This window comes from Micromonospora sp. KC606, assembly GCF_004348675.1.
Taxonomy (GTDB): domain Bacteria; phylum Actinomycetota; class Actinomycetes; order Mycobacteriales; family Micromonosporaceae; genus Micromonospora.
The window spans coordinates 1-23,789 of sequence record NZ_SMKN01000046.1; the positions used below are offsets into that span (position 1 = coordinate 1).

Here is a 23,789-nt window from a genome sequence, read left to right on the forward strand (position 1 = left end):
GGCGGCGGGTCGGCCGTCAGAAGGGACAGTAGCTCCTGACAGCGCGGCGGAAGCTGCGCGAAGCCCTCCCGCAACGCCTGCCGCCGCTCGGCGCGCAGCAGTTCCTCGCCCGGGCCCGTCGCGTCCGGGACGGGAGAGAAGCCGTGGTGCGCGTCGAGCGTGTCGTCGTACGGGTCGACGAGCTGGGTACGCCGGGCCAGGCGGGAGAGCCGGTAGCACTCGCGCCGTGCCGTGGTGGCCAGCCATGCGGCGAGGGCCTGCGGATCCCGCACCCGGCCCAGGTGCTCCACCAGACGCAGCCAGACGGTCTGGTTGACGTCGCTGGCGTCGGCTCCGCTCAGGTCGTGGGACCGGATCACCGAGTAGACCAGCGGGGTGTACCGGCGGACCAGCTCCGCCCAGGCCGACTCGTCCCCGGCCGCGGCGGCGGTCACCAGGCTGGTCGCGTTCCGCTCGGTAACGCCGACACCGCCCGGCGGCACCGGTGATTCGCTCGCCCGACGCTCGCTCATCCGACGAGCACGCCATAGTCGGGGTGCCAGCGTGGCGCCGCCAGCAGCGCCAGCCGCGCCGCGTCGGCGTTCAGGCCGTGGGCGGTCATCAGCGCGGCGAGTCGGCCGGAGACGTGCGCGGTGGCGAACGAGGTGCCCGCCCAGGTGGCGAAGCCGTGGAACACCCGGGTCGGCTGCCCGGGCAGCGGCAGTTGACCCTCGACGTACGTGCTGTCGCGCTCGCCGAGAGCGCAGGCGTCGACCCACGGCCCGAAGCCACTGTAGGCAGCCGGCACCACGCCACCGGACCCCTGGCTGACGGCCGCCACCGCGACGACTCGATCGAGGGCGGCCGGCCACATGGGCCGGTTGGCGCCGGCGTTGCCCGCCGCCGCGACCACGGCACACGTCGAGGGCAGCGCGGCGACCGCGTTGGCCAGCGGCAGCGACGGCTGGTCGTCCTGGGTGAACCCGCCGAGGGACAGGTTGATGACGGACACCTCCGGCGCGAGCCGGCCCATCGCGGCCACCACAGACGCCTCGTCACCGACGCCCGTGGCGGTCAGCGCCTGCTCCGGGTCGACGCGTACCCCCGGCGCGGCCTGCCGCACCACACCGGCGACGAAGGTGCCGTGCCCGCCCTGCAGAGCCAGCACGTCGGTGTGCGCGTACAGCGGGTCCTCGTCGTCGGCCTGCGGCACGTACGTCCCGCCGAGCCATTGCGGGTGGCGGCCCCCGGCCAGCTGCCAGATGCCGGTGTCGCAGATCCCGATCGTCACCCCCGCACCCTCGCCGCGCCGGCCGCTGTCCGGCGGCGGCAGTGCGGCGGCAGGTGTGGGTGGACTGCCCGGGTTGCCCATGATGTTGCCCAGGCCCAGCAGGATGTGGTGCGGCTGCACCTTCGGCACCGGCTGACCGGGCCACTGCTGGGGGTCGCGCAGCTGCGCCACGACCGCGGGGATGTCGGTCTCCTTGCCGAGCAGCAGCCGGGTGACGCCGGCGAAGTCGTCCCCAAGGGTCACCGGATGGCCGGCGGCGCGCAGCCAGGCGAGTACCCGCTGGGCGTCGATGGCGGCGACCAGGAGCTGCCGGGGCCGGTAGAGGAACTGCCTTTCCCGGGTGGTGTGGCGGCGGACGTTCCGGTCGGCGGCCAGCGCCTCGTCGAATGCCCGCTGGTAGGCGGCGTCGTCCGCGCTTTCTCCGAGCGCCGGCTCCGGGCGCAGCCCGGCGCCGAGCGGGGCCGCCGCCGCGGCGAGCGCGGACGCCGCCAGCAGCCGTCGTCGGGACAACCGGCCGGCCGGGTACAGCGCATCGGGTTGCTCAGGCGGCATGGATCCTCCATGCGATCGACGAAACGCCCCCCGGTGGCCGGCACGGCCGAATTCCCCGGGCGCCGACAATTCCTCCAAAGCATAGGCCAACATCCATAACCTGAATGGCTGGCGCCGATTCCCGACAATCCTTTGTCCGATGCTCGACATTGACGGCCCAACATCTCTGATGGACGCTGTGGGGCATGGCCGATCGCACCGTGCCCGGTGCCGAGGCGGCCCAGGCGGCGCTGGACGCCGTCCAACGCTATCCCCGCGAGGCGATCGCGATCGCCCACCGCGTGCTCGCCGCCGGCCTCGACGACGACGAGCGCTCCACCGCCGAGCGGGCCACCGGCCTGGCCCTGCGGGAACTCAACGACCTGCCCGGCGCACTGCGCCACCTGCGCCGCGCGGTACGCGTCGCCGGCACGCCCCGGGTCCGGGCGCTGGCGCGGATGAGCCTGGGATACGTGCTGGCCAACGCCGGCCGCACCGCCGCGGCGCTGCGCGCGGTATCCGCCGCGCTGCCGCAGCTGGCCGGCGCGGACGCGGGACGGGCTCGGATGCAGCGGGGCGTGGTGCTGCACTACCGCGGCCGCTACGACGAGGCGGTACGCGACTACAGCCTCGCCATCGAGATCGCTCAACGCGAGGGCGACCTGCTGCTGGAAGCGCGGGCCCGCAACAACCGCGGGCTGCTCAACGCCCACCGGGGCGCGGCCGGCGGCACGGATGACGACCTCGCCCGTGCCGCAGCCGCCTTCGAGCAGTTGGGGCTGGACCTCGCGGCGGCCGACGCCCGCTGGAACGGCGGAATCGCCGCCGGCCGCCACGGCGACATCGCGGGCGCGCTGCGCCGCTTCGCCGCTGGCGACGAGGAGTACCAGCGCCTCGCCGTCCCCCGGCCGGCGTTGCTGCTGGACCGGTTCGAGCTGCTGCTGTCGGTGCCGTTGGTCGGCGAGGCGGTCGAGGTTGCCGCAGCGGCCGTACGGGAGCTGCGCCGCCGGGGAATGGCCTCCGACCTCGCCGAGGCGCTGCTGGCGCAGGCCCGGGCCGCCCTGCTCGCCGACGACCTCGACACCGCTGCCGGGGCCGCCGCCGCAGCCCGGGCCCGGTTCCGCCGCCAGGGCCGCCGCACCTGGGCCGCCTTCGCCCGGCACGTCGAACTACGCGCCGAGTACCGCCGGGGCACCCGCTCGACCCCGCTGCTCACCGCGATGACACGCACCGCCGACCAGCTCGAGGCCACCGGGTGGCCCGGCCCGGCGCTGACCACCCGGATCGAGGCCGGCCTGCTGGCCGCCGAGCTGGGGCGCCCCGATCGCGCCCGGGACCTGCTGACGGTGGCCGCCCGAGCCCGCCGCCGGGGCACCGCCGACCGGCGGGCACAGGGCTGGTACGCCCTGGCTCTGTCCCACCGGCTCAGCGGGAACATCGCCGGGGCGACCCGAGCGCTGAGCCGGGGACTGGCCGTGCTCGACCGGCACCGTACCTCGCTCGGCGCAACGGAACTGCGGGCCAACAGCGGGGCGTACGGGCAGGAGCTGGCGGCCGAGGGCCTGGACATCGCGATCCGCGCCGGGGCGCCGGCGCGGGTCCTGGCCTGGGCGGAGCGCTGGCGGGCCAACGCGCTGCGGACCCGGCCGGCGCTGCCCCCCAACGACCCCGAACTGGTGGCGGCGCTCGCCGAGCTCCGGCTGGTCAGCGGACTGCTGGAGGACGAGGTGCTGGCCGGCCGCCCCGCGCACGCCCTGCGGGGCCGGCAGGCCCGGCTGGAGCAGCGCATCCGGGACCTGGCCCGACGGGCGCCCGGCGGGGGCGCCGTGCTGACCCCGCCGGGCTTGGCGGCGCTGGCCGCGCGGCTCGGTGACCGGGCGCTGGTCGAGCTGGTAACCCACGGCGACCGGCTCCGGGCGGTGCTGGTCCGCGACGGCCGGGCCAGCCTGCACGACCTCGGCCCGCAAGCCGACGTGATGGACCTGGCCCGACGGCACCGGTTCGCCCTGCGGCGGCTGGTCACCACCGGCGACACGACCGCCGCACGGGTGGGAGCCGGGCACGCCGCAGCCGTCCTGGACCGTCAGCTCTTCGATCCGCTCCGGCGGCGGCTGGCCGACCGGGCGCTGGTGATCGTCCCGGTCGGGGCACTGCACGCGGTGCCCTGGTCGGCGCTGCCGACGTGCGCGGGGCGCGCCGTGACCGTCGCCCCCTCGGCGACCGTCTGGCTCGCCGCGGATCGGCGGGAGCCGCCAACCGGGCCGCCGGTGCTGGCCGCCGGCCCGCGCCTGCCGGCCGCGCACGCCGAGGTACGCCGGCTCGCGCAGGTACTGCCGGAGGCGCGGCTGCTCACCGGGGCCGAGGCCACCGCCGACGCGTTGACCGCCGCGCTGGACGGCGCCGGGCTGGTGCACATCGCCGCCCACGGCACGTTCCGCGCGGACAACCCGCAGTTCTCCACGCTGGAGCTGGCCGGCGGGCCGCTGTTCGCGTACGAGTGGGAGCGGGTGGCCCGCCCACCCGGCCGCGTGGTGCTCTCCGCGTGCGACTCCGGCCTGACCGGGGTCCGCCCCGGCGACGAGATCATGGGGTTCACCGCGGTGCTGCTGGCGCTCGGCACCCGGTGCCTGATCGCGACGGTGTTGCCGGTGCCGGCCGAGCCCACCACCGCACTGATGCTGGACCTGCACGGGCGGATGCGGGCGGGTGCACGCCCGGCGCGGGCCCTGGCCGACGCGCAGCGGGCGTTCGGCGCGGCCGGCGACGGCCCGGCCCGAGCCACCGCCGCGGCGTTCGTCTGCTTCGGCGCCGGCTGACGCTTCTCTCCCGAGCGAGCGGGTCTGCGTCACGGCGCAGGTGCCGGAGAGGGATGGATGTCAGGCAGCGCCGACGGTGAGGTAGTCGATGTTGGGCAGCCCGTCGGCAACCGTCGGACTCAACCGGATGGTGTTGCTACCGGCGTTGAGCGAGGCGGTCAGGTTCTTGGTGACCCAAGTCGACCACGCTCCGGTGCTCTCGAACGAAACCGTCGCCACCGTGGTTCCGTTGACGACAAGATTCGCCGACCGCGCGCCGCTGGCACCATTGGCGAACCGAACCCCCAACGCCGCCGTGCCGGCCGCGGACGTGTTCACCGTGAACTGGGCATAGGCGCCCACCGCCCCAGTGCCGTTACAGAAGCCACTACCCGAGAAGCCAGCATGATTCGAATCGATCGTGCCCTGGCACACCGCAGGCGCGTCCTCCGCCTCGTAACGCTGCCCCGACGGCGGGCTCGCGGTGGGCGAGGTCGTCGGCACCGGGGAGGGCACCAGCGGGCAGGAACTCTGGTACGCCCGGATACCGCTCCAGTTCGACAGCGGGCACAGGAACTGGGTGTAGCGGGTGTCGCTGTCGGTGAAGATCTTCAGCCAGGGGATGACGTTGCGCATCATGGTCGGGTTGTTCGAGGTGGGAAAGCCGTGGTCGGCGCCGGCGAGTTCCAGGTATGCCTTCTCCGACGCGGCCGGGATCGCGTTGTAGTGGTTGAGGATGCTCGCCGGGGTGGTCGTCCCGTCGTTCTGACCGGCCAGCAGCATCGTCGGCACCCGCATGTTGTTCAGGCTTTGCGACGGACTGAACGGTGCCAACCCGACCGCGGCCTTCAGCGACGGACGCTGCAGCGCCGCGTACATCGCCCCGCCGCCGCCCATCGAGTGGCCCATCACCGCCGCCCGGCTGGCGTCCACCCGGTCCCGCACCGAACTGCGCTGGGTCAGGTAGTCCAAGGCCGCCAGCAGTTGCTGCCCGCGGGCGGTGTCCCAGTCGTTGCGGCTGTTGGTGTCGATCCCGATCACGACGAACCCGAACGACGCCAGCCACGGCCCCATCCAGGCGCCCTCAGCGGCCCACGTCGCGGTGTAACCGGGCACGATCGCGACCGCGCCGAACCTGCCCTGGCTGGTGTCCGTCGGGTAGTAGATCACTCCACCACCGAAGCCATTGCCCGCCGGCACGTTGACCTGCGTGGTGGCGAACGTTCCCCGCGACGCCGCCACACTCGCCGCGGTCGGGTTCGGGCCGCGCTGGTACGGATTGTCGGCCGCCAGCGCCGGACGAACCGCCACCACGACCGCAGCGGTCGCGAAGAGAGCCGCGGTCGCGACCGCGATTCGCCTCCCCAGCAGACCTGTGCGACGCGGCGTCAGCCGGCCCGCCCGGAAATTTCCCGACGTCTGGGGGTCGGTCTCCTTGTATGGCATTGCGTTGTGCCTCCTTGCCAAACACGCGGACGGACATGGGAGCCGGGCGTTTCCAGTCCGGACGGCAGCCGAGGCTGGCCCGGGCCCGGGCCCGGCTCGGTCCCGGTCACCGGCCCTGGACCGTCGCCGGAGCCTCCGGCGGCGGATTCCCGGCCCCCCAGGCACGGTGAGTGGCGCCGGCCTGCTTGTTCGTGAGAGCGACCTCGCGGCGAACGGAGCCGGGCTGACGGACGCCTCGCTGGCTCTGCAGCAGCGCGGAGCCAATGAGCCACCCGGGCCACGCCGTCAGCTTCAGGTCTCCTCGCGGGCCCGGGCCGAGACCGCCGAGACCGCGGCACGGCCGGCCTTCGTCCGGTGCGCCGAGCCGGGGCCCCTGCCGATCGCCGGCACATCGGCTCTGGCGCGCGGCGAATTGCCCTCTTCGCCGAGCGACCGGGGACGCAGCGACACCGGACACCGTTCGCGCTACGCGCTCTCCTGACTCCCGCAAACCAAGATGTGTCACAGAGTCTGGCCCGAGCGAGCAGAAGTGTCAATTGAGCCACCTCGATACATCGAGGCTGCCCACACCTCGCGGCGCCCCAAGGTGCCGCCACCTGGCGCAAGTGGTGTGTCCCCCGGGACTGACCACCCGGCGCTCGCCCAGCGGCCGCACCGGGCCGGCGCCCGCGGGCCACACCGGCCCGAGGACCGGGACGGCCTTGCCCGAGTCAGCCTCAACCCCCGACACTAATTGACATGCACCTATTTCGTTGCCGGCTCGGCGCCGGCCGTCGCATCGCCCGCCGGCACCGGACGGCGACCGGCGCCCTGACCCTGGCGCTCGCCGCCGCCGCCGCCGTGCTGGTGCCGTCCACGGCGGCGTCCGCCGCCACGACCGCGTCGTTCACCCGGGTCAGCGAGTGGGGCACCGGGTACGTCGGCGAGGTGGCGGTCCACAACGACACCGCCAGCCAACTCACCGGCTGGCGGGTGGAGTTCGACATGCCCGCCGGCACCACCATCACCAACTACTGGAACGCCGCGCTGACCCGCTCCGGCAGCCGGCACGTCTTCACCAACCTTGCCTGGAACGGCGTGCTGGCCCCGGGTGCCCGCACCAGCTTCGGCTGGGTGACCAACGGCACGGGCACCCCGACCGGTTGCACCGTCAACGGCTCCCCCTGCGCCGGCCGGCCGATCGGCCCCGACGTTCGACCGCCCAGCACGCCGACGAACGTCCGCGTCGGCACCGCCGGGCAATACACCGCGCTGCACTGGGATCCGGCCAGCGACGACCACGGCGTGGTGCGGTACGACATCCTCGCCAACGGCAACCCGTTCGCGTCGGTGACCGGGACCAGCCACACCTTCCCACCGCTGCCACCGACGACCTTCACCTTCGGGATCAGCGCGGTCGACGCCGCCGGCAACCGCTCGCCGTATGCCATCTACTACTTCGGGCAGCGCCCCGACTCCGCCGCGCCGACCGCGCCCGCCAGCCTCTCCATCGACGGCCCGATCGGGGACCACCTACCAGTGCGCTGGGAGGCTTCCCGCGACGACGTCTTCGTCGCCGGCTACGAGCTGTACCTGAACGATCGGCTGATCAGCACGGTCGGTGGCACCAACGGATTCGTCCCATTCACCGGGTACGGCGTGTACTGGGTGGCCGTCCGCGCCTTCGATCACCTCGGGAGGTTCTCCGCGTTCACCCGGATCGGCCTCGCCATCGACCCACCCGCCCCGCCGACTTCGAGTCCCACCGGCTGACGGTCGGACAGCGGCCTTGGGCGCCGGTGTCGAGTGTCGGTTACACCGGGACGGACCCGGGACCACACCGACGCCTGCCCCGATTGGTGCCGGGCGTCGCCCGGCTCGTGGCTGCCGCCTCGCCGAGATCGGTGAGGCGGCCCTCGGGCTGCCTCGAGGATGACCAACCGCGAGCACGATTCCCGCTGTCCGTACCAGCAACCGACCCGGCCCGACGGCGCGCCGCCACGCTGCCGGCCCGGCAGGGGCCCCGCACGACAGTCGGTCAGCCCGGGACACCGACGGCACCCTGCCCAGCGGCGGCTGGTCACCCAATGGCCCGACGACCAACCCGAGCCGGTCAGGTACTGGGCGTCACCCGTGGCCGGCCGAAGATCGACGAACCTTCGACTCCTGTGCGGGTCCGCAGCCAACGCCACGCTGATCGCCGCCGGGGATTGTCCGGCACCACCGGGGCGTCCGGCAGCGCGGACCAGACGTCAGCCCGGGCCTGCCAGTCGTCGAACACCGCACGGAACAACAGCTGAGTCTCGGCTCGCGGCGGGCGCTTCACGGAAGCCACATCGTCCTCCTGACGTCGTTGTCCATTCGGGCCGGGCGGTCGCGCCAGCCGCCCGTTAACGGTAACGTGACCGCTAACGGAGTTTCCCGCACCGCCCCGTCCGGCGTCAACCGAAAAGCCGGAACGCGAGCGGGCATGGTTGAGTAGGAGGCGTGGTGGAGAAGAACGGGACGGTGCCGGCGCACGCCGGCAGACGGGTCACGCTCAGGGACGTCGCCCGGGTGGCGGGCGTTTCGCACCAGACCGTCTCCCGGGCGATCAACGGCAAGGGGGAGATCGACCCGGAGACCCAGCGCCGGGTGCTCGACGTCGCACGAGAACTGCGCTACCGGCCCAGCCGGTTCGGCCGCGGGCTCGTCCGGCCCGACGTGGTGACCATCGGCCTGGTCGTCTCTGACGTGGTCAACCCGTTCTTCCCGGAGTTCGTCGCCGGAGTGATCGAAGCGGCGGGCGACCGGGACTGGCAGGTCGTCGTCGCGAGTACGGAGAACGACCTCTCCCGCGAGCTGGCGCTGCTGCGGTCACTCGGCCGGCAGGTCGACGCGCTCGTCGGCTACCTCAGCCACACCGACGAGGAACTGGAGCCGTACGTCGCGGGTGTGCCGCTGGTCATCGTCGACCGGGGGGTGGGCTCGACGACGTACGCACTGGTGCAGGTGGACACCGAGGCGGGTATCCGGGCAGGACTGGGGCACCTGATGGAACGGGGGCACCGGCGCATCGGCATGATCGACTGTGTGTCGGCCTGTGACCCCGTCATCCGGCGTCAGACATTCCTCGACGTCGCTCGCGCCCATCGGCTGCCGGTCGACGAGGAATGGATCGTCTTCGGTGAGCAGACGATGGCCGGTGGCGGCAGCGCGTTCGAAACACTGCGTGCCGCACACCCCGACGTGACCGCGGTGCTCGCATTCAACGACCTCGTCGCCATCGGCGCATTCCAGACGGCCCGCCGGCTCGGCGTAGCCGTGCCGGCGGAGTGCGCGCTGGTCGGTTTCGACGGCCTGAGCATCGGGGAGCTGATCGATCCGCCGCTCACCACGATCCACCTCGACAAGCGGCGGCTCGGCGAGCTCGCCGTGCACCAGGTGGACCAACTTCTGGCCGGCGAGCTGCCACCACCGGCGATGCTCAGCCCACGCCTGGTGATACGTGGCACGACCTGACCCACCTCGCGCTCTGGGAGGCTCCGGTCGAGGCCCTCGAATCTGATTCGACCTGGCCGTTCAGGACCGGTGACGGCTCGGGGAGATCAGCCCGGTCTCGTACGCGATGATGACGAGTTGCGCCCGGTCGCGTGCGTGCAGCTTGGTGAGCAGGCGACCCACGTGCGTCTTCACCGTGGCCATGCTCAGGACCAGCCGCTCGGCGATCTCGGTGTTGGACAGACCGTAGGCGATCAACGTGAGCACCTCACGCTCCCGCTCGGTGACCCCGGTCAGCTGACGGGCCAACGGGCGACCAGGCGCCGGTCGGCGGGCGAACTCCGCGATGAGCCGGCGGGTCACCGTCGGCGCGAGCAGCCCTTCACCCCCGGCAACCACCGCGATCGCCGTCAGCAGATCGGCCGGCGGCGTGTCCTTGAGCAGAAAACCGCTGGCGCCCGCGCGCAACGCCCCGTAAACGTACTCGTCCAGGTCGAAGGTGGTCAGGATCAGCACGCGGGTCGACGCGGTCCGATGGTCAGCACAGATCTGCCGGGTCGCCTCGATGCCGTCCATCTCCGGCATGCGTACGTCCATGAGCACCACGTCCGGCAGGTGCTGGCGAGCCAGGGCGACCGCCTCCGCACCGGTGCCCGCCTCCGCGACGGCCGTCAGCTCGGGAACCGAGTCGACCAGCACGCGGAAGCTGCCCCGCAGCAACGCCTGGTCGTCGGCGATCAGTACGCGGATCATCGCACCGTCGTGTACGGGAGCCTGCCAGACACCCGGAAGCCGCCCTCCGGGCACCGACCGGCACTGAGCTCGCCACGGTACATGCCGACCCGCTCGCGCATCCCGATCAGCCCGTGGCCACCGGAGCGCGCGCGGCTGCCACGCTGTCCGTCGTCGGTCACCTCGATGCGCACCTCCCCCGACTCCACCGTCACGCTGACGCGGCATCGGGCGGGCGCCGCGTGTCTCACCACGTTGGTCAGAGCTTCCTGCACGATACGGAAGACCGACAGGCCGACACCCGCCGGCAGGTCGTCGTCGCCCGTCACGGTCATCTCCACGTCGACGCCGCCGGCCGCCGCCTGGTCGGCCAGCGTGGCGAGGTCACGCAGGCCGGGCGTGGGCGCGTACGACGTGTCGTCCCGCAGCACCCCCAACGTCCGGCGCAACTCCGCCAGCGCTCCACGGCTGGTCGTCTCGATGACGCGCAACGCCTCGCGGGCCTCGGCCGGGCTGGTCTCCGCGACGTGGTTGCCGACCGCGGCCTTCACCGCGATGAGGCTCATGCTGTGGGACACGATGTCGTGCATCTCGCGGGCGATACGCAGCCGCTCGTCGCTGACCGCCCGGTGGGTCAACTGTTCAGCGGATTGCGCGGCGTAGGTCCGGCGTTCCCGAGCGGCCCGTCCGAGCAGCCACGACACGCCCGTCAGCATGACCACGAAGGCGATGGTCGTGGCGCTCGTACCGCTGCCGGCCTCGGTGTCCGGGATTCCCATCAGCAGCACCAACGTCCCCGCGAGGCAGGCGATCAGGGCTGGCACGGACCGGCGACGGGGACGCACGGCCCCGACCGTGTAGAGCGCGCAGGCGAGCGCGAGGATCGGTGACACCGCCGCGTAGTCGGGGATGACGCCGGACAGCAGCACGACGGCGGACGAGACGAAGACCACGCCGAGCACGGTCAGGGGCCAGATCCGTCGCACCGCGACCGGCCCGCCGATCAACACGCCCGCGGACACGGAGATCCAGACCGGTTCTTGTACGCCGGCGGTCAACGGAACCTCGGCCGCCGCGTACGCGCACAGCGCGCACAGCGACAGTGCCAGTAGTACGTCGACGGCGATCAGGTCGGTGGTACGTAGCCGGCGGGACAGCAGCCGGCGAGGCACGATCGCGGTCACGCCGCCGACGGTATCCGCCCGTCGCGTCGGCGGCGTCCACCCGTGGCCGGTCATCCTCCAGCATGATGCCGCCGCACCGAGCGACCCGCCGGTACGCCCCTGGGCCGAGCACCGGATGCCGGCCGGGGGTCGATGTGCGCGGGTCCGGACGACGGCATCGTGACCAGGCATGACGACAACCACAGTGGCGCTGCACGGCGTACGGGCGGTGTACGGCCGCGAGCCTCGGAGGGTGACCGCCCTGGACGGTGTGACGGTCGCCTTCGCGCGCGGCACCTTCACCGCCGTGATGGGGCCGTCCGGTTCCGGTAAGTCGACTCTGTTGCACTGCGCGGCGGGGCTGGAGCGGCCGGTAGAGGGCACGGTCACCGTCGACGGCACCCTCATCGACGCTCTCGACGAGACCGCCCTGACCGTGCTGCGACGTGACCGGGTCGGCTTCGTGTTCCAGGCATTCAACCTGGTCTCATCCCTCACCGCGGAGCAGAACGTCGCGCTGCCGCTGCGGCTGGCCGGTCGACGCCCGACCGCCTGCGAGGTGACCGCCGCGCTGGACGCGGTCGGGCTCGGCGACCGGCTCGGGCACCGCCCCGGCGAGCTGTCCGGCGGAGAGCAGCAGCGGGTCGCCATCGCCCGCGCCCTGATCACCAAGCCGGCGGTGCTCTTCGCCGACGAGCCGACCGGCGCGCTGGACAGCGCCACCTCCCGGCAAGTGCTCGGCCTGCTCCGTGACCTCGTCGACCAGCACGGGCAGACGATCGTCATGGTGACCCATGATCCGGTCGCGGCGGCGATCGCCGATCGGACGCTGCTCCTCGCCGACGGGCGGCTGGTGGACGAACTCACCGGCGCCGACGCGCAGTCCATCGCCGCCCGTATGGCCAGGCTGGAGGCGTCGTGTTGAGTCCGCGGGGAAGCTGGAGCGGACTGCTGGGCGCGTTCGTGGCCGTCGCCGTCGGGGTCACGCTCGTCTCACTCAGCACTCTGCTACTCGCCTCCGGCCTGCCCCAGGTACCGGATCGGCTGACCGCGGCGGCGGTCATGGTCCAGAGCCCAGTCGTGAGTTCACCAGCGGATCCGTTTCCGGAGCCGCGGCCGTGGTCGTCGCGGACGGCCGCCGACCTCGCCGACCGGCTGGCGGCCATCGCGGAGGTGACGACGGCGGTGCCCGACCGCACCTTCTACGCCCAGGTGGTCACCGATGGTCGGCCTGCCCCCGCGATTGTCCACGGCCACGGCTGGGCGAGCAGTCAGCTCGGTCCGGACCCGCTGGCTGCCGGCATGCCACCGCAGCGGGACAGCGAGGTGGTGGTGGACCGGGCGACCGGCCTGTCGCCCGGCTCGGCCGTGACGTTGCTGACCGCGACCGGGCCGACCGCGTACACGGTCTCCGGGGTGGTGGACGGGCCAGGGATCTATGTCACCGACGCCGTCGCCGCCACCCTGGCGCCCGGTGTGCGGGCGATCGGACTGGTCCTGCGCCCCGATGCGGACGTCGCCCGGGTGACGGAGGCGGCCCGCGCCGTCGTCGGAGCCGAGGGGCGCGTACTCACCGGCGATGCCCGGTCGGCCTTCGAGCCGCGCGACGACGCCCGGAGGCGATGGATCGGGACGCAGATCCTCACCGGCGTGGCGACGCTGGCTGGATTCGTCTCGATCTTCGTGGTCGCCTCGACCTTCGCGTTCAACGTCACCCAACGGCGACGCGAGCTGGGACTGCTGCGTACCGTCGGCGCCACCCCACGGCAGGTCCGACGGATGCTCTACCGGGAGGCCGTCGTTGTCGGCGGGGCGGCGGCGCTGGTCGGGGTCGTGCTCGGCGCGGCGCTCGCTCCCCTGGTGGGGGATCTGCTGGTGGATGCCGGGATCGAGCCGGCGACGTACCAGGTCCGGTTCCTCGCCTGGCCGGTCGCCGCGTCGTTCGCGGTCGGGCCGGTGGTGGCGCTGCTCGGGGCGGCGTCGGCGGCGCGGCGGGCGGCGCGGGTACGACCGATGGAGGCGCTGCGGGTGGCGGCGGTGGAGCCACGCCCGATGACCCGGACCCGCTGGGTCTCCGGCGCGCTGGCCGCCGTCGGGGGGCTGGCGGGGGCCGTCGGGACCGCGACCACCGACGACGTCCAGGATGGCGCGGCGTTGGCGCTCTACAGTGCCATGGCGCTGGTGGTGGCGGCGACCCTGCTGGCTCCCGCGTTCATTGCGCCGTTGGTGTGGCTGCTGGCCTGGCCGTTCGCGCGTGGGCGGGGGGCGACCGGAATGCTCGTGCGGGAAAGCGTCCTGACCGCCGCGCGCCGAACTGCCGGATGTGCCGCGCCTGTGCTGCTCACGGTCGGTTTCGCGGTGATGGTCTCCGGCATGGTCCAGACTTCGACGGAGGCGTATGCCGCGCGGCGCTCCGCGGCGATCAACGCCGGTTCGGTCGTCGCCCCGGACAACACGCCCGGCCTGACCGACGCGGTCGTCGCCGCGGTGCCGGGAGCCGCTCTCCTGCCCACCACCGTGTACGCCGAGGATGCGGAGCCGCTGACAGCGCTGGGTGTCGACCCGGCGGCCTTCGCCGCTTCGCGCAACCGGTTCGCTGTTGTCGCCGGGGCGCTGACCGGCCTGGCCGGCGGTGACACGGTCGTCGTCACGCAGTCGGTCGCGGACCGACTGGGCTGGCGCCTCGGGCAGACCGTGCCGGTCACCTTCGCCGACGGCCGGCTCACGCCCCTGCGTGTGGTGGCGATGGTGTCGAACGAATCGGCGCCGGGCGAGCTCCTGCTGCCCCGTGCGGTGGTACGCGCACACGACCCTTCGGCGCTGACCTCGGCGATCCTCGTCGACGCGCCGGTGCCGTTGCCGCCCGGGTCCGGTGCCCGCGTCGTCGACGTCGCCACGTACGCCGCCGAAGTGGACAGCGAGGAGGACCGCCTCGTCTGGGTCTTCACCGTGCTGCTGATCGGTGTGTCCGCCGGCTACGGCGCGATCGCGGTCGCCAACACCCTGCTCATGTCCGCCGTGAACCGGCAGGGCGACCACCGCGTGCTCCGGCTGTCCGGTGCCACCGGTAGGCAGGTGGCGTGGGCGGTGGCGGCCGAGGCGGCCCTGGTCGTCGCGATCGGCGCGCTCCTCGGCGGCGCGGTCGCCGTCATCGCGCTCCTGAGCATCCGTGAAGGGCTCAGCGAGCAGGTGAACGCCCCGGTCGATCTGGTCGTACCGTGGCCGATGATGGGCGCAGTGGTTGCCACATGCCTGGTGTTGGCAGTGGTCGCCAGCGTCCTGCCAACCCGCCGGACCCGGTTACGGTCGAGCGAGTAGCCGGACGACACGACGTGTGGCATCGGCTCCGACCGTGGGAACTACGCATGTCGAGCCCGCGCCTTCGGCGGAAGGTGTCGTGCCGGACCATGCCGTCCTACCACTGTCACGGCCACGAAGGGCTGGCCGCACGTCAGTTGCGGTGTCTGATCAGTTCACGACTGCTTAGTTCACGACTGCTTAGTTCACGACTGCGGCGCCGGCTCCGTAATAGTCTTCAGCGCATTCCGCGGTGCCGGTTCCCTACACCGCCCTCGACCCCGCCGTGCCACCGGCGGGGATCGAGTTCACCTTCATTACCGACGACGTCGCCGGCAGCTTCGCCCGCGCGGTCGCGGCGGGTGCCACTGCCCTGGCCGAGCCGCACGACACCGCCTGGGGTCAGGTGGTCTCCTATGTCAGGGACCCCTACGGCGTCCTCGTGGGAATCGCCTCGCCGGTCACCGGGTCCTGACCCCAGAAGCACCTCGCACGATGGCTCGGCGGATGCGGAAGACTGGCGGGCATGGCTGACTTGGGCGATGCGAAGGCTGCGCTACACCACTACCTACAGGCGACTCGCAACGACCTGATCTGGAAGCTCGACGGGCTGAGCGAACGCGAAGCCAGACTGCCCCGCACCGCGACCGGCAACAACCTGCTGGGAATCCTCAAGCACTGCCTCAATGTCGAAGCCGGCTACTTCGGGCCTACCTTCGGGCGTGAGTTCCCGACGCCTGAGGAACTGGTATCCATGCAGGCTTTCGAGGAGGACCCGCAGGCAGACTGGTACGCACGCGAGGACGAGACGAAGGATGGGCTGATCGACCTGTATCGCCGCGTCGGGGCGTTCGCGGATCAGACGATCGAACAGCTACCGCTCGACGCCCCGGGGCGGGTGTCATGGTGGCGGCCAGATGGACAGGCCGTGACGCTGCAAAGAATCATCATCCACGTGACCTGCGACCTCGCTCGTCACGCCGGTCACGCCGACATCATGCGCGAGCAGCACGACAGCGCGATCGGCCTGCGGCGGGAGAACACAAACATTCCTCCCGACCATGACTGGCCGGCGTACATCACCAAGCTGACGAAGCTCGCTGACCACTTCGGATAGCCGCCCGTTCCCGTCGGTACATGAGAGGCGCGTCCCCCTGGCACCGGGGACGCGCCGGCCGCAGTTCCCCAGGAGCCCGGGGTGACCCACCCGGTCCCTGTCCGGGCGGAGCCTGCCGACACGCGCGCTGCTCGACGCCCCCAAGGACGCCACGGGGAAGGGAGAGGACGTCATTCTGACGTGACCTTCACGATTTCTTCACCGTTGCTCCGGCGCAGGCCAGCCAGAATGAGGTATGAGCGCCCGGATCCTGATCGCCGAGGACGATCCGAAACAGGCCCGTCTGATCCAGCTCTATCTGGAGCGGGAGGGACACAGCACGCTGGTCGTCGGCGACGGCCGGTCCGCACTCGAGCAGTGCCGTGCTCGCCGGCCCGACCTGGCCATCCTCGACATCATGATGCCCAGAATCGACGGGCTGGACGTGTGCCGGACGCTACGGGCGGAGTCGGACATGCCGATCCTCCTGCTCACCGCCCGGAGCACTGAGGACGACGTCCTGCTCGGCCTCGACGTCGGAGCCGACGACTACGTCACCAAGCCGTACAGCCCGCGCGAGCTCGCAGCCCGGGTGCGGGCTCTGTTGCGGCGCGCCGGCGTGGTCGGCGCGGGCAACCGGGAGGTGCTCACCGTCGGCGATCTGGAGATGGACCCGGGCCGGTTCGAGGTGCGGGTGGCCGGTCGGCCGGTGGCCCTGACGGCCAAGGAGTTCGGCATCCTGGAGGTGCTCGCCGCAGACCCTGGCCGGGTCTTCACCCGGGCTCAGATCATCGACAAGGCCTTCGGGTTCGACCACTTCGTGCTGGAGCGCACGGTGGACGCGCACGTCATGAACCTACGTCGCAAGATCGAGGCGGATGTCTGCCAACCCCGGTACGTGCAGACCGTCCACGGCCGCGGATACCGGCTGGCGGAGCAGCGGCCGTCCCGATGAGTTTCCGCCTCCGGGTGCTCGCGCTGGTGGCGCTCGTCGCGTTGACCGCCACCGCCGCGACCGCGTGGCTGGTGCTGCGGCAGGCCTCTCGGCAGATCACCGAGTCGGCGACGGCCGACCAGGCCACCACCTCGGTGATCACCGACACGCTCCGGGAGTACGGGCTGCGGCACGGCACCTGGGAGGGCGTCGCCGGGGTCGTTCAGCAGCTGCACGAGCAGACCGGGCAGCGGATCCGGCTGGTCGCCGAAGGCGGCAACGTGCTGGTGGACACCGACCACCTTGTGGGAAGGACGGCCCGCGACGTGGCCGGGCCGCCGATCTCGATCAACCCCCGGCCGATACTGGACCTGCCGGAGCCGGGGCTGCCGCCCGACATCATCTCCGTGATCGCGAACCAGGTTGACCGCTACCGGCAGGGCGTCCACTACGCCGCCTGCCTGACGCGTTTGGGCGCCGAGGTCGTCATGACGGACGGCCCGTACGGCGTGCCCCACTATCCGGCCAGCCCGGTCAACAGTCCCCTTGCAGACGCCGACTGCGAGGCGGTGATCTCGCCCGGTGACGTTCGGCGCGGGGACCATGAGAGGATGTCGGCGTGTGCCGGCCCCGTGGACACGCCGGACCAGGTTTTTCCCACCACGGCGCCTGGGGTACCGAGGGCTGCGGAGTCCTTCCGGGAGCCGGCCGGCGGCGAGCTGTTCACGCGCTGCCTCCGGCAGGCTTTCAGCCAGCGCATCGAACATTTCGCCCCGTCGACGCTGGTGGTCTATGTCGGCGCGCGCGACGAGACGACGTCCACGCCGCTGGCGGTAGGGCCGGTGCTGGCCGCCACCGGCCTGGTCGCCGTGCTCGCGATCGCGGGTTCGCTGCTGGTCAGCCGACGGGTGCTACGCCCGATCGAGGCGCTCACCGATGCCTCCCGCCGGCTCGGGGCGGGCGACCTGACCGAGCGGGTGCCCGTGGTGGGCCAGGACGAGTTGGCCGTGCTCGCCCGCTCCTTCAATCGGATGGCCGACTCGCTGCAGCGGGGCGAGGAACGGCAGCGCCGGCTGGTCGCGGACGTGGCGCACGAGCTGCGCACGCCGCTGGCCAACGTACGGGGATACCTGGAGGCGCTCAAGGACGGAGTGGTGGCACCGGACCGGGCACTGTTCGCCTCCCTGCACGACGAGGCGATACTGCAGCAACGGATCGTGGACGACCTGCAGGACCTGGCCTTGGCCGAGGCGGGCTCCCTGGTCTACCACCGGTCGGTGGTGGACCTCGCGGAGCTGCTGGAGACCTGCCGGACCGCCCACCAGGCGGTCGCCGACGCCGCCGGGGTGATCCTGCTGGCGTCGGCGGCCGAGCCGGTGCACGTGGAGGCGGATCCGGACCGGTTGCGGCAGGTGCTGGGAAACCTCCTCAGCAACGCGCTCCGGGCCACCGCCGGCGGCTCGGTGACCCTGACCGTCACCCGGGCGGGAGCGCAGGCGGCGATAACCGTGGCCGACACGGGCACCGGTATCACCCCCGAACACCTGCCGTACGTCTTCGACCGGTTCTGGCGCGCCGATGCGGCCCGGGGCCGGACCACCGGTGGCAGTGGTCTGGGGCTCGCGATCGTCCGCCAGATCGTGACCGACCATGGCGGCGCCATCTCGGTGGTGAGCGAGCTCGGGGTCGGGACCACGTTCACCATCCAGCTGCCGCTCGTCCCGCAGCCGCGCTGAGGCGCACTCAATCCGCACGCGTTCTTGACAACTTCTTCACCGCCGGTGACTAGCTTCGGCGCCACCGAACGGAGAGAAGGGCGGGGGCGATGGAGCTGACAGCGGAGTATCCGGGGCTGACCGGGTTCGAGCCGATCACCGAGGTGGATCGCAAGGAGTTCCTGTCGCAGGGCTTCCTGTTGCTGCGCAACGTACTCACCGAGCATCACCGGCAGCGGCTGGAGGCAGCTGTCGACCGGATCCACGGGGAGGAGATCGCAGCCGGACGGTCGGCAAAGGACGGCACGGTTCACCTGCTGGGCTTCCTGGACCGGGACGAGCTCTTCGCCGATCTGCTCGTCCATCCGACCACCTTCCCGTACGTCTGGGGACTGCTGGGTTGGAACATCTACACCCATCACAACCACCTGGACGTCACGCCGCCGGCACGCGAGCCGGAGCGGCCGTACTGGGGCTGGCACCAGGACGGCTACCGGCAGAACTCGGATCCAGAGACGCTCGACGGTTCGCCCCGGCCGATGTTCTCCGTGAAGATCGCGTACGTGCTCTCGGACCTCTCGGAGACCGGCCGCGGCGCGACCAAGGTGATCCCCGGCAGCCACCTGCGGAACACCCTCGACCGGCCCACCGCACTGCCCCATCCGGATCCGCCCGGGACGGTCGAGATCACCGCGAACCCCGGCGACGCGTTCGTCTTCGACCGCAGGCTGTGGCACTCCCGATCGACCAACCTGTCCTCGATCAGCCGGAAGATGCTCTTCATCGGGTACACGTACCGGTGGATCCGGCCGCTGGACGAGATGTCGATCGACCGGGCCGGCCCGTGGTGGGCGCGGCGAACGCCGCTACAGCGCCAGTTGCTGGGCGACGGGACGCACACCGCGAACCACTGGGGCGTCGGGTGGGACGGGTACGTCGATGAGGAGATCCCGCTGCGCCGGGAACTCATGCAGCGGGGATGCCTGGACCGCTCCGTCCCCTGGCTGCGCTGAGCGAGCGGTAACCACTCGTCAGGCCGGCGAGCTGCTACAGGTCATCGGCAGCTGGTGGGAGGCGGCGCAGAGCTCGGATAGCCAGGACTGCCAGTGGTGCGCCCACCGCCAGGACGAGCGTTGCCTGTACTGCGCCGATCGTGAGCAGTGCGGAGTGCTGTGCCTGGTGGCTGTGGTCGGGCAGGGTCGCCGTTCGCAGGGCGAGGGCCGCGGCGGCGAGCAGGGTGAGCGCCAGCGACCACGGCAGCGCGCCCGATGGCCGGTGGGACTGCCGGCCGGCGAGGTGGATCACGATGGCGACGCTGACGAGGGCGCAGGACAGGCCGGGCCAGTCCAGCAACCGCAGTGCCTGACTGGTGGCCTGGATGGCGAACAGCGGCACGGGGACGAGGAGGATGCCGATCGGTAGCGCGCCCAGCCACCGACGGCGCGGTACTGGTTCGGCGTCGTGGTGGAACGCCGACATGGCGAGCACCAGAACAACGTCGAGGAGCAGCATCATCCACGGCGACGCGGACGGCGGGACCTCGCCGGTGGCCTGTTGTACGGCGTTGGTCACGGCGGGGGGCAGGATGGCGAGCAGGGCCAGTGCCTGGGCAATGCGCCGGTGGCCGAGGACGAGCGCGACGTACGCCGGCAACCAGGCGTAGTCGGCCAGACCCCATGCGGTGCGCCAGAGGCTGCCCGGCGGGATGAGCGCCCACTCGGGCGCCGGGGCGGGCAACCATGCCATCCTGCCGGCCAGCCACGCGGTGATGGCCACGCCGGCGGTGGCCATCACCGCGTGCACGAGCGTCGCCGTCAGTGCGGCCAGACGGACGGCCTGTCCCCACGCGTACGAGCGGGGTGGTGCGTTGGTCCCACCGAGCCGCAGCCGGGCGGCCAGAGCGATGACGCTGGCGACCTCGGACAGGCGCGGCCGGCCGTAATCGGCGGCGTACGCCGCGGTCTCCGCGTCGCCGGTGTCCATGCTCTCCAGGAAGGCGGCGACCATGTCGTCTTCCCACTCGCGCCGGTAGTCGGCGGGCAGCAGCCGCAACAACAGCCGGTAGCGCTCCTCCAGCCGGTTCACGACGACGTCGTTCCCGCGATCGGACTCCGTCGCTCGCCTAGCCGGGCCGAGGCGATACGGGCGTTCGCGGCCAGCCGTTCCGCCTCTGTGGCGAGCGCATGCCGCCCCCGCTCGGTCAGCCGGTAGTACCGGCGGAGCCGTCCCTGCCATGCCTCCTCCCGGTCCAACTCCACCAGGCCGTCCAAGACGAGCCGGTCCAGCACGCCGTACAACGAACCGATCTTGAGCTGCACGCGCCCCCGGGACAGTTCAGCCACGTCGGAAACGATCCCGTAGCCATGCCGTGGAGCGTCGAGTAGCGCGGTGAGGATGAAGAAGGCTGGTTCCGTCATCGGCCGAGGAGACATACACCCAATATACTGGAAGACAAGATATGCTGTGAAGCGAGACCGAGAGGGCCGATCGTGACAGCGCCATGTCGACAACAACCACCGGGCGGGTCGTGGGGACGCTGTTCCTACTCGCGTTCGTCGTCTACATCACCGGCGGAGCCCTAGTCGCGGGGTCATGCTGTCCGCGGGCATCGTCTTCCTGCTGCTCCTGATCCCACTCGCGCACGAGCACACCGACGCCGACGCCGACAGCCGCGCCGCCCTGTCCGCGCTGGCGCGGGTGGTGGTGGACGGCAACCACTACTGCTTCCAGATCGCCATGGTGTCGCTGGGACTCGGCAGCCTGCTGTTCTGTCGGGTGCTGTTGCGCGCACGACTCGTGCCCCGCTACCTGGCAGGGTGGGGGCCGGTCGGCTATGCCATCTTCCTGGTCGGGGCGGTCCTCGAACTTCTCGGCTACCGCGTCGGCATGGCACTGTCCATCCCTGGCGGTCTGTTCGAGGTGGGCCTCGGAGCCCTGCTCATCGTGAAGGGGTTTCCCGACACGCACCACCGAGAGGGCGACGAACGGACACACAACCTGCCGCTCACCGCTGGGGCACGGCCGGCAGCGTCCAGCACCCTGACGACCTGACCCGACGCGAGCCCATCCCCGCCAGCCCGATCTCGGGACCGACAGCCCCAGCACTTCTGGACCCGCCATTAGAGCTGCACGTTCGGAGTACGGGTGGGCGGGACACGTGGCCGGGACGACATGGTCACCGTCACGGCCATCCAGCATCAGGACAGCAAGGCGCCGCCGGCAGCTATTGCCGCTGGCACGACGGCGACACGTCCTTCACGGCAGGTATCCACGACCTCGACGGGATCGCCGCGGTGGCCGGTGCGTACCGGGCCGTCGGCGAGCACCAGGTCTATCTGCACGACGACAACCTTCTGGTGCGAGCCAGTTGGCCGGACCATGAGGCGGGCGGGCCGCCGGACGTGGTGACCCACCTGCGCAAGGTGGCAGAGCGGAACCTGCGGGTGGAGGTGCAGTGGCTGGGCAGCGGCCACCAGGATCCACAGCACCTGCAGCGGTGACTGATCGCCGTCGCCGATTCCGTCGTGACAGGGCTCTGGGACCACGGCGACGTGCCAACGCGTGACCACCGTGGTGGACGACGGCCCTGGGCTTGTCGGGCACGGGCCTTTTCACCGAGTGGAACGCGGCGTTGACCACGGGCGACCCGGACGTGGTGGCGGATCGGTACGCGGACGACGCCGTGCTGCTGCCGACGCTCTCGAATCAGGTACGCACCAACCGCGCGCAGATCGTTGACTACTTCGAGCACTTCCTCGAGAACAACCCGCAGGGCGAGATCAAGCAGTCGCACATCAACATTCTCGACAAGAACACCGCCATCGACACCGGCGTTTACGTCTTCACGCTGGCCGCCACCGGGCAGCAGGTCGAGGCGCGGTACACGTACGTCTACGAGCTACGCGACGGCAGATGGCTGATCGTCAACCACCACTCGTCCGCCATGCCGGAAAGCACCAACTCCTGATCTGCTCCCCGTCCCGGGGTGGCCGGTAACGCAACTGCCTCCGGCGAGGCGGGCTCCCCGCTTGGACGCTTCTCCCGATGCGGGCTCCCGGCGACTGGTCGCCACCGGCACACGGGAGCCGGCCTCGACAGGCGGGGAGCATCCCTCAGAAGACCGTCCCAAGCCGGGAGTCGGCCTCAGATCAGAGCGCGACCAACCGAGAAAGGTGAGGCCGCGCCGTGACACCGGGCGTCAGCGTCTGGCGCGGAACGGACCGCGCAGTGCGGCCCACTGCAGCAGCATGACGGTCTTCGCGTCGGTGATGCGCCCGTCGTGCGCCATGTCGAGCGCCTCCGCGAACGGCAGTTCGACCACGGTGATGTCCTCACCCTCGTCGGCCACCCCGCCGCCGACCCCGGTACGCGTCGCCGGTGTGTACGCGGCGGCGTAGCAGTGCAGCCGTTCGGTCACCGAGCCGGGGCTGGTGTAGACATCGAACACGTGCTCCAGCTCGCCGACCGTGACGCCCAGTTCCTCGGCCGCCTCCCGGCGGATCGCCGCGTCGGGAGCGTCGTCGTCGAGGAGCCCGGCCGCCGTCTCCAGCATCATCCCGTCGGGGTGGCCGTTTACGTACACCGGGTAGCGGAACTGGCAGGTGACCAGTACCGTGTCACGGTCGACGTCGTACAGCAGGATGGTCGCGCCGTTGCCCCGGTCGTAGGTCTCGCGTTGTTGCCGGCTCCAGGTGCCGTCGGCACGCCGGTAGTCGAACGTGGTGCGCCGCAGCACGTACCAGCCGCTGGCGAGCAGCTCGACGTCGCGGACCACGACGCCCGGGTTCCCGGTCAGGTGGCGGCCGACCTGGTCCAGGCCGGTGCGGCCGCGCGCGTCGGGCACGTCGACGCCCGGCACGCCGGTCGGCCTCGACGGCGCGACAGGCTCGGCCAGCCCGGTCCCGGTTCGCACGCCACTCACGCCGCGACACCCGGCACGTCGGCGACGTCGTAGTACACCGGCAGCCCGCGCTCCCGCGCGATGGCCACATCCTGGTCGGCGCCGGTCGACGCCCCGGGCAGCCGCAGCACCGCGTCGCAGTGTTGCAGCAGCCGCTCCGCGGTGGGGTAGAGCACGTCCTGTGCGATCGGGTCATTGACGCCGTCGGCGCCCGCGCCCCGAAGCACCGGCAGGGCGACCCACTCGCCGATCATCGGGACGTGCCCGGCCTGGAAGATCGGCCAGGCTGCCTCCTCCAGCCGGCGCAGGTTCGCCGCGAGCAGGTCTGGGTGGTCGCCGGTGCCCGACCGATACGGGCCGGCAATGAGGATCATCAGGGGTTTCGTCGTGGTCATGAACATGAGACTATCGGCAGACCGTGCAGAAACAAAGAATAATGTGAGGGAACGTG

The 23,789-nt window shown here is 71.7% G+C and carries 23 protein-coding genes; 13 read left to right on the forward strand and 10 right to left on the reverse strand.

Annotated features, from left to right (window positions below):
* Positions 1 to 512 (reverse strand): sigma-70 family RNA polymerase sigma factor (locus E1193_RS12500; protein WP_132183351.1); only part of this gene is annotated, 512 nt, incomplete at its 3' end.
* The gene (locus E1193_RS12505; RefSeq protein WP_132183352.1) at positions 509 to 1,822 is read right to left on the reverse strand and encodes a S8/S53 family peptidase; all 1,314 of its coding nucleotides are present in this window, start codon (positions 1,820 to 1,822) and stop codon (positions 509 to 511) included. The genes E1193_RS12500 and E1193_RS12505, both read right to left, overlap by 4 nt.
* A gap of 185 nt (positions 1,823 to 2,007) precedes the next feature.
* Here E1193_RS12505 and E1193_RS33750 point away from each other — a divergent pair, with 185 nt between their 5' ends.
* Positions 2,008 to 4,617: a CHAT domain-containing tetratricopeptide repeat protein gene (locus E1193_RS33750; RefSeq protein ID WP_132183353.1), complete on the forward strand. Its 2,610-nt coding sequence runs from the start codon at positions 2,008 to 2,010 to the stop codon at positions 4,615 to 4,617.
* Between the two features lie 60 nt (positions 4,618 to 4,677).
* On the opposite strand, the gene E1193_RS12515 is transcribed toward E1193_RS33750, so the two are convergent.
* Positions 4,678 to 6,042 (reverse strand): carbohydrate-binding protein, encoded by a 1,365-nt coding sequence (locus E1193_RS12515; RefSeq protein WP_132183354.1) that lies wholly within the window; start codon positions 6,040 to 6,042, stop codon positions 4,678 to 4,680.
* Positions 6,043 to 6,780: 738 nt separating this feature from the next.
* Here E1193_RS12515 and E1193_RS12525 point away from each other — a divergent pair.
* Complete coding sequence (locus E1193_RS12525) at positions 6,781 to 7,794, forward strand: cellulose-binding domain-containing protein (RefSeq protein WP_132183356.1); 1,014 nt, start codon at positions 6,781 to 6,783, stop codon at positions 7,792 to 7,794.
* A 340-nt stretch (positions 7,795 to 8,134) separates the two neighbouring features.
* Here E1193_RS12525 and E1193_RS12530 read toward each other — a convergent pair whose 3' ends face one another.
* Complete coding sequence (locus E1193_RS12530; protein ID WP_132183357.1) at positions 8,135 to 8,314, reverse strand: hypothetical protein; 180 nt, start codon at positions 8,312 to 8,314, stop codon at positions 8,135 to 8,137.
* A gap of 197 nt (positions 8,315 to 8,511) precedes the next feature.
* Here E1193_RS12530 and E1193_RS12535 point away from each other — a divergent pair, with 197 nt between their 5' ends.
* Positions 8,512 to 9,522 (forward strand): LacI family DNA-binding transcriptional regulator, encoded by a 1,011-nt coding sequence (locus tag E1193_RS12535; RefSeq protein ID WP_243707553.1) that lies wholly within the window; start codon positions 8,512 to 8,514, stop codon positions 9,520 to 9,522.
* Between the two features lie 60 nt (positions 9,523 to 9,582).
* Here the strand turns inward: E1193_RS12535 and E1193_RS12540 are convergent, their stop codons facing one another.
* Both E1193_RS12540 and E1193_RS12545 read right to left on the reverse strand, forming a co-directional pair.
* Positions 9,583 to 10,254 carry a response regulator transcription factor gene (locus E1193_RS12540; protein ID WP_132183359.1) on the reverse strand — a complete coding sequence of 224 codons (672 nt, stop codon included), beginning with the start codon at positions 10,252 to 10,254 and terminating at the stop codon, positions 9,583 to 9,585.
* Positions 10,251 to 11,417: a sensor histidine kinase gene (locus E1193_RS12545; protein ID WP_243707555.1), complete on the reverse strand. Its 1,167-nt coding sequence runs from the start codon at positions 11,415 to 11,417 to the stop codon at positions 10,251 to 10,253. The genes E1193_RS12540 and E1193_RS12545 overlap by 4 nt, the downstream gene beginning before the upstream one ends.
* A 169-nt stretch (positions 11,418 to 11,586) precedes the next feature.
* On the opposite strand from E1193_RS12545, the gene E1193_RS12550 reads away from it, so the two are divergent.
* The 7 genes from E1193_RS12550 to E1193_RS12580 all read left to right on the forward strand — a co-directional run bounded on the left by E1193_RS12550 (position 11,587) and on the right by E1193_RS12580 (position 19,451).
* Positions 11,587 to 12,321, forward strand: coding sequence for an ABC transporter ATP-binding protein (locus E1193_RS12550; protein ID WP_132183361.1), 735 nt, complete (start codon positions 11,587 to 11,589; stop codon positions 12,319 to 12,321).
* The gene (locus E1193_RS12555; RefSeq protein ID WP_243707556.1) at positions 12,315 to 14,714 is read left to right on the forward strand and encodes an ABC transporter permease; all 2,400 of its coding nucleotides are present in this window, start codon (positions 12,315 to 12,317) and stop codon (positions 14,712 to 14,714) included. The genes E1193_RS12550 and E1193_RS12555 overlap by 7 nt, the downstream gene beginning before the upstream one ends.
* 232 nt (positions 14,715 to 14,946) lie before the next feature.
* A complete protein-coding gene (locus E1193_RS12560) occupies positions 14,947 to 15,168 on the forward strand; it encodes a VOC family protein (protein ID WP_207922681.1) in 222 nt (73 codons plus the stop codon).
* 51 nt (positions 15,169 to 15,219) lie between these two features.
* Positions 15,220 to 15,810 carry a DinB family protein gene (locus E1193_RS12565; protein WP_132183362.1) on the forward strand — a complete coding sequence of 197 codons (591 nt, stop codon included), beginning with the start codon at positions 15,220 to 15,222 and terminating at the stop codon, positions 15,808 to 15,810.
* 235 nt (positions 15,811 to 16,045) lie between these two features.
* Positions 16,046 to 16,744, forward strand: a complete 699-nt coding sequence (locus E1193_RS12570) for a response regulator transcription factor (protein WP_132183363.1) — start codon at positions 16,046 to 16,048, stop codon at positions 16,742 to 16,744.
* Entirely contained in the window at positions 16,741 to 18,459 is a 1,719-nt protein-coding gene (locus E1193_RS12575; RefSeq protein WP_132183364.1) for an ATP-binding protein, read from the forward strand. Before E1193_RS12570 ends, E1193_RS12575 begins: the two co-directional genes overlap by 4 nt.
* A gap of 89 nt (positions 18,460 to 18,548) precedes the next feature.
* Positions 18,549 to 19,451 (forward strand): phytanoyl-CoA dioxygenase family protein, encoded by a 903-nt coding sequence (locus E1193_RS12580; protein WP_132183365.1) that lies wholly within the window; start codon positions 18,549 to 18,551, stop codon positions 19,449 to 19,451.
* A 34-nt stretch (positions 19,452 to 19,485) separates the two neighbouring features.
* On the opposite strand, the gene E1193_RS12585 is transcribed toward E1193_RS12580, so the two are convergent.
* Both E1193_RS12585 and E1193_RS12590 read right to left on the reverse strand, forming a co-directional pair.
* Positions 19,486 to 20,523 (reverse strand): hypothetical protein, encoded by a 1,038-nt coding sequence (locus tag E1193_RS12585; protein WP_132183366.1) that lies wholly within the window; start codon positions 20,521 to 20,523, stop codon positions 19,486 to 19,488.
* Positions 20,520 to 20,855, reverse strand: a complete 336-nt coding sequence (locus tag E1193_RS12590; RefSeq protein ID WP_132183367.1) for a PadR family transcriptional regulator — start codon at positions 20,853 to 20,855, stop codon at positions 20,520 to 20,522. Before E1193_RS12590 ends, E1193_RS12585 begins: the two co-directional genes overlap by 4 nt.
* 175 nt (positions 20,856 to 21,030) lie before the next feature.
* On the opposite strand from E1193_RS12590, the gene E1193_RS12595 reads away from it, so the two are divergent.
* The 3 genes from E1193_RS12595 to E1193_RS12605 all read left to right on the forward strand — a co-directional run bounded on the left by E1193_RS12595 (position 21,031) and on the right by E1193_RS12605 (position 22,405).
* Positions 21,031 to 21,489 (forward strand): DUF4386 domain-containing protein, encoded by a 459-nt coding sequence (locus tag E1193_RS12595; protein WP_132183368.1) that lies wholly within the window; start codon positions 21,031 to 21,033, stop codon positions 21,487 to 21,489.
* A gap of 242 nt (positions 21,490 to 21,731) precedes the next feature.
* On the forward strand, positions 21,732 to 21,938 hold the full coding sequence (locus tag E1193_RS12600) for a hypothetical protein (RefSeq protein ID WP_132183369.1): 207 nt from the start codon (positions 21,732 to 21,734) through the stop codon (positions 21,936 to 21,938).
* Positions 21,939 to 22,030: 92 nt separating this feature from the next.
* Positions 22,031 to 22,405 carry an SgcJ/EcaC family oxidoreductase gene (locus E1193_RS12605; RefSeq protein ID WP_207922682.1) on the forward strand — a complete coding sequence of 125 codons (375 nt, stop codon included), beginning with the start codon at positions 22,031 to 22,033 and terminating at the stop codon, positions 22,403 to 22,405.
* Positions 22,406 to 22,636: 231 nt separating this feature from the next.
* On the opposite strand, the gene E1193_RS12610 is transcribed toward E1193_RS12605, so the two are convergent.
* Both E1193_RS12610 and E1193_RS12615 read right to left on the reverse strand, forming a co-directional pair.
* Positions 22,637 to 23,359 carry an NUDIX domain-containing protein gene (locus E1193_RS12610; protein WP_243707558.1) on the reverse strand — a complete coding sequence of 241 codons (723 nt, stop codon included), beginning with the start codon at positions 23,357 to 23,359 and terminating at the stop codon, positions 22,637 to 22,639.
* Positions 23,356 to 23,733: a DUF4406 domain-containing protein gene (locus tag E1193_RS12615; protein ID WP_243707560.1), complete on the reverse strand. Its 378-nt coding sequence runs from the start codon at positions 23,731 to 23,733 to the stop codon at positions 23,356 to 23,358. Before E1193_RS12615 ends, E1193_RS12610 begins: the two co-directional genes overlap by 4 nt.
* Positions 23,734 to 23,789 lie beyond the last annotated feature (56 nt).